This is a genomic window from Allorhizobium sonneratiae (assembly GCF_023700755.1).
Lineage (GTDB): Bacteria > Pseudomonadota > Alphaproteobacteria > Rhizobiales > Rhizobiaceae > Allorhizobium > Allorhizobium sonneratiae.
The window spans coordinates 1-7886 of record NZ_JAMKOJ010000020.1 but is presented as its reverse complement, the minus strand read 5'-3'; the positions used below and the strand labels follow the sequence as shown (position 1 = coordinate 7886).

Genomic DNA, 7886 nt, shown 5'->3' with positions numbered 1-7886 from the left:
TCCCCGCAAGCCCCGGAAGCTATGCATCAGAGCGCATGGGGTGAGGTGTGAGGCCATCTTTCCACAAGTAATGGCTTTATCAGCAAACCATTCCGGTCCTTGCAGTGGACGCGGCACCAGTCTCTGTTAATGTCTGGGGATTGATTCCCCGGAGAGACGGCAATGCCCAATACCCTCCTCTTCCAGCGTGCCGGATTGCCACGACCCGCCATGGGGATAGAGGATGCTGAGCGCATTCTTGCCGAACGCTACGGATTGCGTGGCGATATCCGGGAACTGGGTTCGCAGCAGGATCGGAATTTTTTGCTGACGAGCGAAAGCGGGCGATTTCTTCTCAAGGCCTGCCGATCCGAATTCGGCCTTGAGGAGCTTGATGCACAACATGCCGCCATGCGCCATCTGGCGGCACAGGCCGATGCCCCCCGTCTGCCACAGGTGATGGCCAGTTTAAGCGGGGAAGAGGTTCTGCGCATTCCCGGCCCTGACGAGACATGGCATGTGCGCCTGCTAAGCTTTGTCGATGGTCAGCCATTGCGCAACCGGCTTTATCTTCCGCCCGTCATGATGGAGCAGATGGGCGCATTTTGTGCCCGGATCGCACTGTCGCTGCGCGATTTTGATCATCAAGGCCTTGAGCGCGACCTGCAATGGGACCTGCGCCGGGCAGGCCCCATGGTGCTGCATCTTCTGGCTTTCATGGACGATCAGAAGCGCCGTGACGAAGTGACCAGGATCATGATCCTCGCCATGCGCCAGCTTAATCCGCTGCTGGATGAACTGCGCCTGCAAGCCGTGCATCAGGATCTGACAACGGACAACATCATCGGCACCAGCGATATGATGGGGCGGCTTGTGCCTGAAGGCGTCATCGATTTCGGCGATCTCGTGCGCGGCTGGGTGGTGAGCGAGCTGGCCGTGACCTGTGCTTCGCTGCTTTATCACTGCGACCACGACCCGTTCCGACTGCTGCCCGCCATTGCCGCCTTTCACGCCGAATATCCGCTGATCGATGCGGAAATCCGCGCGCTCTGGCCGCTGATCACGGTTCGGGCCGCCACACTGGTTGTCAGCGACGAACGGCAGAGCGCCACCGATCCCGACAATGCCTATGTCAGGGACAATCTGGAATGGGAACGGGATATCCTGACACTGGCCACCTCTGTGCCGTCTTCGGTGATGGAACAGGCCATTTTCACCGCAATCGGCAAGGACAATGCCCCGCAACATCCTGTTCTGGCGCGGCTCTTGCCCAGCATCGATCCCCTGACGATCGGCCTTGCCGATCTTTCGACGCTGAGTCCGGATTTCATCGACAATGACTGGTCAGATCCGCAGATCGACTGGAAGCTTCTAGCCAAGGCTGCCGGAAAAAGCGGCGTCGCCGCCACCCGTTACGGCGAATGCCGGCTATCTTATACGCGGCTTTTATCGCCCAGAATGCCTTCGACCATGGCGCTGCATGTCGATGCCTGCCTTCCGGTCGGAACCGAAGCTGTCGCCCCGTTCGATGGCAGCCTCAAACGCAGCAGCCAGCACATCATGCTGGCATCCGACAGTCTGACCTTGCATATCTACGGGCTGGAATGCACGCTTGACGATGGAACGCAGCTTGCAACCGGCGATCCGCTTGGCCGTATCGCCGGGCCGGAAGGATCGGTCGGCGGCTTGCGGCTGCAATTGTGCCGTGACGGTGATCTGGTGCCGCCGCTGTTTGCCCGGCCGGATCAGGCCGCGGCCTGGAGCGCGCTTTGCCCCTCGCCCGCCGCCCTGTTCGGCATTGATCTCGATGCCTCGACCCGCGATGGCCAAGAGGTTCTGGAACGGCGCAAAGCCCATTTCGCTACACCGCAGAAACATTATTATCACCGTCCACCCCGCATCGAACGCGGCTTTCGTGAGCATCTTTTTGATATGTCGGGACGTGCCTATCTCGACATGGTCAACAATGTGGCCACCGTCGGCCATGGTCATCCACGGCTGGCCATGGCGGCATGGCGGCAATGGTCGCTGCTCAATACCAATTCCCGCTTTCATTATGGAGCCGTTGCCGATTTCTCGGAACGTCTGGCCGCTCTTGCCCCCGAAGGGCTCGATCAGGTGTTTCTGGTCAATAGCGGTTCGGAAGCGGTGGATCTCGCCATCCGTCTGGCCTGGGCCGCCACCGGCAAACGCGATATCATCAGCCTGAAAGGCGCCTATCACGGCTGGACGGTGGCAAGCGATGCCGTTTCCACCTCGATTGCCGACAATCCGAATGCGCTTTCAACCCGGCCGGACTGGGTGCACGCCGTCACCGCGCCCAATGCGTTTCGCGGCCCCTATGAGGGCGAGACCGGTGCGGCCTATGCCGATGTTGTCATGGAACGGCTGCAGGAACTGCCAGAAGGCATTGCCGGTTTCATTGGCGAAAGCGTCTTCGGCAATGCCGGCGGCGTTTTGCTGCCCGACGGCTATCTGCAGTCCGTCTATGCGATGATCCGCGCCCATGGCGGGGTGTGCATCGCCGATGAGGTTCAGGTGGGTTATGGCCGTCTCGGCCATCATTTCTGGGCATTCGAGCAGCAGGGCGTCGTGCCCGACATCATCACCATTGCCAAGGGCATGGGCAATGGTCAGCCGCTCGGCGCCGTGATCACCAGCCGCGCCATTGCCGAGGCGCTCGAAAACGAAGGATATTTCTTCTCCTCCTCTGGCGGCAGTCCGGTCAGTGCCATGATCGGCCTGACCGTGCTCGACATCATGCAGGATGAGAATTTGCAGGAAAGAGCCCGCGATGTCGGCGATTTCCTGAAAGAACGGCTGGAAGACCTGAAGCAGCGCCACCCGATGGTCGGCGCCGTGCACGGCATGGGGCTTTATCTCGGACTTGAACTGGTGCGCGATGCCGACCGGCTGGAACCGGCCACCGAGGAAACCGAAGCCATCTGTGACAGGCTGCTGGAGCTTGGCATCATCATGCAGCCGACCGGCGATGATCTCAACATCCTGAAAATCAAGCCTCCGCTCTGCATCGATTACGAAAGCGCCAGCTTTTTCGTCTCAATGCTGGACAAGGTGTTGAGCGAGGGCTGGTGATCAGAAGGCGGTAAAGGTCATCGTCGTCAGAGATCGGACGATGCCGGGAATGGCGGTGATCTTCTCATTGACGAATTTGCCAATATCCTGGCCTTCTTCGAGATAGACCTTCATCAGGAGATCATATTCGCCGGAGGTGGAATAAAGCTCGGAGACGATTTCCGCCTTGTAGATTGCATCGGCAACCTCATAGGTCTTGCCGGGCGCGCATTGCAGCTGAACGAAAATCGGTTTCATCGACAGGTCCTTCACTCTCCGCCGGAGGTTTTCCGACCGGCCCTTTATAAAACCGCAACAGAATAGGTTGCAACGGTTTTGAGGTCACGAATGCAGGGATCGGTCATGCTTTTATGCACGACAGTTTGCCTCTTCCGGCCCTGTTCCTCAGGCGAATCAAGCCCTATCTTTGCTTTATGGCCAGACCCGAAACCCTGCTTCATCCCGGCCCGGACGGGCTTTATTCCCCCATCGGCGATTTTCATATCGATCCGGTGCGCCCCGTTCAGCGTGCTCTGATCACCCATGGCCATTCCGATCATGCCCGCGCTGGCCACGGCCACGTGCTGGCGACACAAGAGACGCTGGACATCATGCGGCTGCGTTATGGTGAGGATTTCGCCGGATCGGTGCAGGCCGCCCGCTATGGCGAAAGGCTGAGTATCAACGGGGTATCCGTCAGCTTTCATCCTGCCGGTCACGTGCTGGGCTCAGCCCAGATCGCCTTGGAGAGCGGCGGCCTGCGCATTGTCGCCTCCGGTGATTACAAGCGCGGACGTGACCGCACCGCCACCGCCTTCGAGCCGATCGCCTGCGATGTTTTCATTACCGAGGCGACCTTTGCGCTGCCCGTGTTTCACCATCCCGATCCCGCCCTTGAAATCACCCGGCTTTTGACCTCGCTTCGGCAGTTTCCCGAGCGCAGCCATCTCGTCGGGGCCTATGCACTGGGCAAGGCGCAGCGGGTCATCGCGCTGTTGCGGGATGCAGGCTACGCAGAACCGATCTATCTGCACGGCGCACTGATCAAGCTGTGCGACTATTATACAGCCTGCGGCATCGATCTTGGCGATCTGAGACCCGCAACGCTGGAGGATGGCCGTTCCGATCATCTGCAAGGCGCGGTGATTGTCGGCCCGCCCTCCGCCTTTGCCGATCGCTGGGCGCGCCGCTTCAGCGATCCGCTTGCCTGTTTCGCTTCCGGCTGGATGATGGTGCGCCAGCGCGCCAAACAACGCGGCGTCGAACTGCCGCTGGTGATTTCCGACCACTGCGACTGGCCGGAACTGACGCAAACCATTCGCGACATTTCACCGGCGGAAGTCTGGGTCACGCACGGGCGGGAAGAAGCACTGGTGCGCTGGTGCGAGTTGAACGGCTTTGCCGCGAAACCACTGCATCTCGTCGGCTATGAGGATGAGGGGGACTGATGCAAGCCTTTGCCGCCCTGCTCGACCGGCTGGTTCTGACCCCCGGTCGCAATGACAAGCTGACCCTGCTCAGCGATTATTTTGCGGCAACGCCTGATCCAGACCGTGGCTATGCGCTCGGCGTACTGACCGGGACGCTCGACCTGAAAAGTGTCAAGCCCGCTATGCTCAAAGAGCTGGTGCTGGAGCGTATGGACCCGATTCTCTTCGGTTATTCCTATGATTATATTGGTGATCTTGCCGAAACCATTGCACTGGTCTGGGATCAGGAACGGCGGCATCAGACCCATGAGACGACGCCGCGCCTGAGTGCTGTGGTTCAGACCATGCAAACGCTTGGAAAAAGCGCACTTCGCGCCGAGCTGGTCAGCCTCCTCAACCGGCTTGCGCCTTCCGAGCGTTTTGCCTTTTTGAAAATGGTCACCGGCGGTTTGCGCATCGGCGTGTCTGCCCGGTTGGCCAAGCAGGCGCTTGCCCGGTTTTCCGAAAAGCCGGTGGAGGAGATCGAATCCCTCTGGCATGGCCTTAAACCGCCTTATGAAGATCTCTTCGCCTGGCTGGAGAATCGCTCCGTCAAGCCTGTTCTTTCAACACCGGCGATTTTTCATTCCGTCATGTTGTCCAATCCGGTCATGGAGGGCGATCTCGACGGGCTCGACCCCGCCGATTATGCCGCAGAATGGAAATGGGACGGTATTCGGGTGCAGTTGAGCAGCCATTCCGGCGTGACCCGGCTTTATTCCCGCTCCGGCGATGATATTTCCGCAGCCTTTCCCGATATTCTGTCTGCCTGTCATGTGGAGGGCGTCATCGATGGCGAATTGCTGGTCGGCGGCACATTGCGCAGCCAAAGCCCCACCCGCAGCTTTTCCGATCTGCAACAACGGCTGAACCGGAAAACCGTGACCAATAAGCTGCTCCAGGATTACCCCGCCTTCATCCGTGCCTATGACCTGCTCTTCGATGGCGCCGACGATATCCGCTCACATCCCTTTCACGAACGGCGACACAGACTTGCCAGGCTGATCGAGCAATTGCCGGAAGATCGATTCGATCTTTCGCCGCTTGTCGATTTTTCCAGTTTTGATCAGCTTGATCATTTGCGCAAGACGCCACCCGATCCTGTCATCGAGGGCATCATGCTCAAACGGCGCGACAGTCCCTATCAGGCGGGGCGGGCAAAAGGCCCATGGTTCAAATGGAAAAAGCAGCCGCTCACCGTCGATGCCGTGCTGCTCTATGCCCAGCGCGGCCATGGCAAGCGCTCCAGCTTCTATTCGGATTTTACCTTCGGCGTGTGGATGCAAACCGCAAACGGCGAAGAACTGGTGCCGGTGGGCAAAGCTTATTTCGGCTTTACCGATGAGGAACTGAAAGAGCTGGACAGCTATGTGCGCAACAACACGGTGGATCGCTATGGCCCGGTGCGCGCGATCCGCGCCGAGCCGGATCATGGTTTTGTCGTCGAGGTCGCCTTTGAAGGATTGAACCGCTCCACCCGGCATAAATCGGGGGTTGCCATGCGCTTTCCCCGGATTTCAAGATTGCGGCGGGACAAACAGCCCAGTGAGGCCGACCGGCTGGACACTCTGGTGCGGTTGATAACCTGAAAATCAAACGCAGCGCAAAAGAAACGGCGCCGAAACCATCATGGTCTCCAGCGCCGCTACCGCTAAACAGCATCATGCCGTATCGCTGCGGTATATTATACTTAATGAATTTTCGTCCATTCGTCGATCTCTTGTTCGACATCTTCCTGGGTTTTCCCATAAAGAGCTTGTAACCTGCCGCTCAACTTCTTGCGATTGCCGTTGATCACATCGAGATCATCGCCTGTCAGCTTGCCCCATTTGGCCTGAGCCTTGCCCTTGAATTCGGTCCAGTTGCCTTCAATACGGTTCCAGTTCATGGTGCTATCCTTTCATGTTGGCCACCTTCAACATCCTCTCAATGCCTGTCCGGCACCAAAGTTCCATGAGCAACAGCGAATGGAGTTCGGGCAAACGGCCTACAAAAGCTTCAAGCAGGTCTGCCGGTTTAGACGACAAACATGTCGGGCTTGATTGTCCTCAAGGAAAAGAGGGTAGACATGCGGCAAAACGGAAAGCACGGTGAGTGGGGCTGAAAGGCGGCAACGTGCTTCAGATGCGTTCAGGTGAATCCGGCAGGAAATCCGCGCCTCTACACATCGGGCAGGAACATCCTGGCTACATCCACGTTCTATGATGAGTGAAATCGGAAATATCATCGGAGATGATCTATGGCTGAAAAGACCAGCACCCCTGAGACAGAGGCATCCGTATCGACACAGGAGCTTGAAGCGCAGATCGCCCAGTTGAAACGGGATGTAGCGTCTTTGACCGAAACGCTTGCAGCGATCGGAACGAGCAAGCTTCATCAGGCAGGAGAAAAGGCGACAAAGCTTGGCAGTGATATGGCAGACGCCTCGGCCGATATGCTGGAAGCTGCGCGCGGCAGTCTGGCCTCAATGGAACAGGATCTCGAACATCATATCCGGCGCAAGCCCATCCAGTCGGTGATGATTGCCGCCGGTCTTGGTTTCGTCTTTGCTCTTCTCAATCGACGTTAAGCCATGATTGCCCTCATCTCGCAAATCAGCCTGATGGCGGTTGCCGATGTCAGGAAAAAACTGGATCGTGCCAGACGCCATATCATTCTCATGGCGTTGGCGGGCATCTTGTTTTTCATAGCAGCCCTCGCAGCCATCGCCACGGTCTGGATCATGCTGGCCGCCATTGTGGGGCCGCTGTGGTCAGGGGTGATCATTGCGGCAGTCTGCGTCGCAATCGGCCTTTTCTTCCTTGCCATCGACGCCTATCTTGATCATCGCAATGCGCAAAGGGAACGTCTTCTGCGTGAGGCCCGTGCAGCTTCGGCCCCTATGTCTCTCGGTCTGGCCGGGCAGGTTCCGGGCATGATCAAGGCCAATCCGCTGGTGGCTGTCGCCGCCATAGGCCTTCTATCCTATCTTTTTGCCCGCAGCCAAGGCATTGGCAAAACTGATTAGAGCGCTTCACTGTTTCACGGAAACATCGAAGCGCTCTCACTCTTCGTTCTTGCGCATGTCCGGAGGGAAATGCTCTCAAGCGTGGCGCATTTTATGGGCTTCAGTTCGCCGTGAATCCTATTGGCTGCGACAGGCTTTAACCGGTTTTGCGCATCCAGTTCTGCTGACTGGACAGGCTTGACGTCTGGCCGTCGGAAATTTTGAAGCTGCCCATTAGACCGATCAAGTCGCGGGTGTCCTGCGACAATGTTTCACCGGAGCGCCGGGTTTCCTCGGCCATGGCGGCATTCTGCTGGGTGGCGGTGTCGAGTTGGTTCAGCGCCGTGGCAATCGAGCGGATGGTGGTGTCCTGTTCG

The 7886-nt window shown here is 58.2% G+C and carries 7 protein-coding genes and 1 pseudogene; 5 read left to right on the top strand and 3 right to left on the bottom strand.

Annotated features, from left to right (window positions below; genetic code table 11):
* Positions 1-162 precede the first annotated feature (162 nt).
* Positions 163-3075 (top strand): aminotransferase, encoded by a 2913-nt coding sequence (locus NAC44_RS20915; protein WP_250943588.1) that lies wholly within the window; start codon positions 163-165, stop codon positions 3073-3075.
* Here NAC44_RS20915 and NAC44_RS20910 read toward each other — a convergent pair whose 3' ends face one another.
* The gene (locus NAC44_RS20910) at positions 3076-3312 is read right to left on the bottom strand and encodes an Lrp/AsnC ligand binding domain-containing protein (RefSeq protein ID WP_250943587.1); all 237 of its coding nucleotides are present in this window, start codon (positions 3310-3312) and stop codon (positions 3076-3078) included.
* Positions 3313-3488: 176 nt separating this feature from the next.
* Between NAC44_RS20910 and NAC44_RS20905 the strand changes: the two genes are divergently transcribed.
* Both NAC44_RS20905 and NAC44_RS20900 read left to right on the top strand, forming a co-directional pair.
* Positions 3489-4502, top strand: a complete 1014-nt coding sequence (locus NAC44_RS20905) for a ligase-associated DNA damage response exonuclease (RefSeq protein WP_250943585.1) — start codon at positions 3489-3491, stop codon at positions 4500-4502.
* Entirely contained in the window at positions 4502-6112 is a 1611-nt protein-coding gene (locus tag NAC44_RS20900) for a cisplatin damage response ATP-dependent DNA ligase (RefSeq protein WP_250943583.1), read from the top strand. The genes NAC44_RS20905 and NAC44_RS20900 overlap by 1 nt, the downstream gene beginning before the upstream one ends.
* Before the next feature lie 101 nt (positions 6113-6213).
* Here the strand turns inward: NAC44_RS20900 and NAC44_RS20895 are convergent, their stop codons facing one another.
* Complete coding sequence (locus NAC44_RS20895) at positions 6214-6411, bottom strand: CsbD family protein (RefSeq protein WP_250943581.1); 198 nt, start codon at positions 6409-6411, stop codon at positions 6214-6216.
* A gap of 351 nt (positions 6412-6762) precedes the next feature.
* Here NAC44_RS20895 and NAC44_RS20890 point away from each other — a divergent pair, with 351 nt between their 5' ends.
* Both NAC44_RS20890 and NAC44_RS20885 read left to right on the top strand, forming a co-directional pair.
* The gene (locus tag NAC44_RS20890) at positions 6763-7092 is read left to right on the top strand and encodes an ElaB/YgaM/YqjD family protein (RefSeq protein ID WP_250943580.1); all 330 of its coding nucleotides are present in this window, start codon (positions 6763-6765) and stop codon (positions 7090-7092) included.
* A 3-nt stretch (positions 7093-7095) separates the two neighbouring features.
* The gene (locus tag NAC44_RS20885; RefSeq protein ID WP_250943578.1) at positions 7096-7530 is read left to right on the top strand and encodes a hypothetical protein; all 435 of its coding nucleotides are present in this window, start codon (positions 7096-7098) and stop codon (positions 7528-7530) included.
* Between the two features lie 136 nt (positions 7531-7666).
* Here the strand turns inward: NAC44_RS20885 and NAC44_RS20880 are convergent.
* A pseudogene (locus NAC44_RS20880) lies at positions 7667-7886 on the bottom strand (methyl-accepting chemotaxis protein); the annotation flags it as partial.

Excerpts from the sequence above, each read along its gene's own strand:
- NAC44_RS20915 (WP_250943588.1), top strand. The coding sequence starts at position 163 with ATGCCCAATACCCTCCTCTTCCAGCGTGCCGGATTGCCACGACCCGCC.
- NAC44_RS20910 (WP_250943587.1), bottom strand. The coding sequence starts at position 3,312 with ATGAAACCGATTTTCGTTCAGCTGCAATGCGCGCCCGGCAAGACCTAT.
- NAC44_RS20905 (WP_250943585.1), top strand. The coding sequence starts at position 3,489 with ATGGCCAGACCCGAAACCCTGCTTCATCCCGGCCCGGACGGGCTTTAT.
- NAC44_RS20900 (WP_250943583.1), top strand. The coding sequence starts at position 4,502 with ATGCAAGCCTTTGCCGCCCTGCTCGACCGGCTGGTTCTGACCCCCGGT.
- NAC44_RS20895 (WP_250943581.1), bottom strand. The coding sequence starts at position 6,411 with ATGAACTGGAACCGTATTGAAGGCAACTGGACCGAATTCAAGGGCAAG.
- NAC44_RS20890 (WP_250943580.1), top strand. The coding sequence starts at position 6,763 with ATGGCTGAAAAGACCAGCACCCCTGAGACAGAGGCATCCGTATCGACA.
- NAC44_RS20885 (WP_250943578.1), top strand. The coding sequence starts at position 7,096 with ATGATTGCCCTCATCTCGCAAATCAGCCTGATGGCGGTTGCCGATGTC.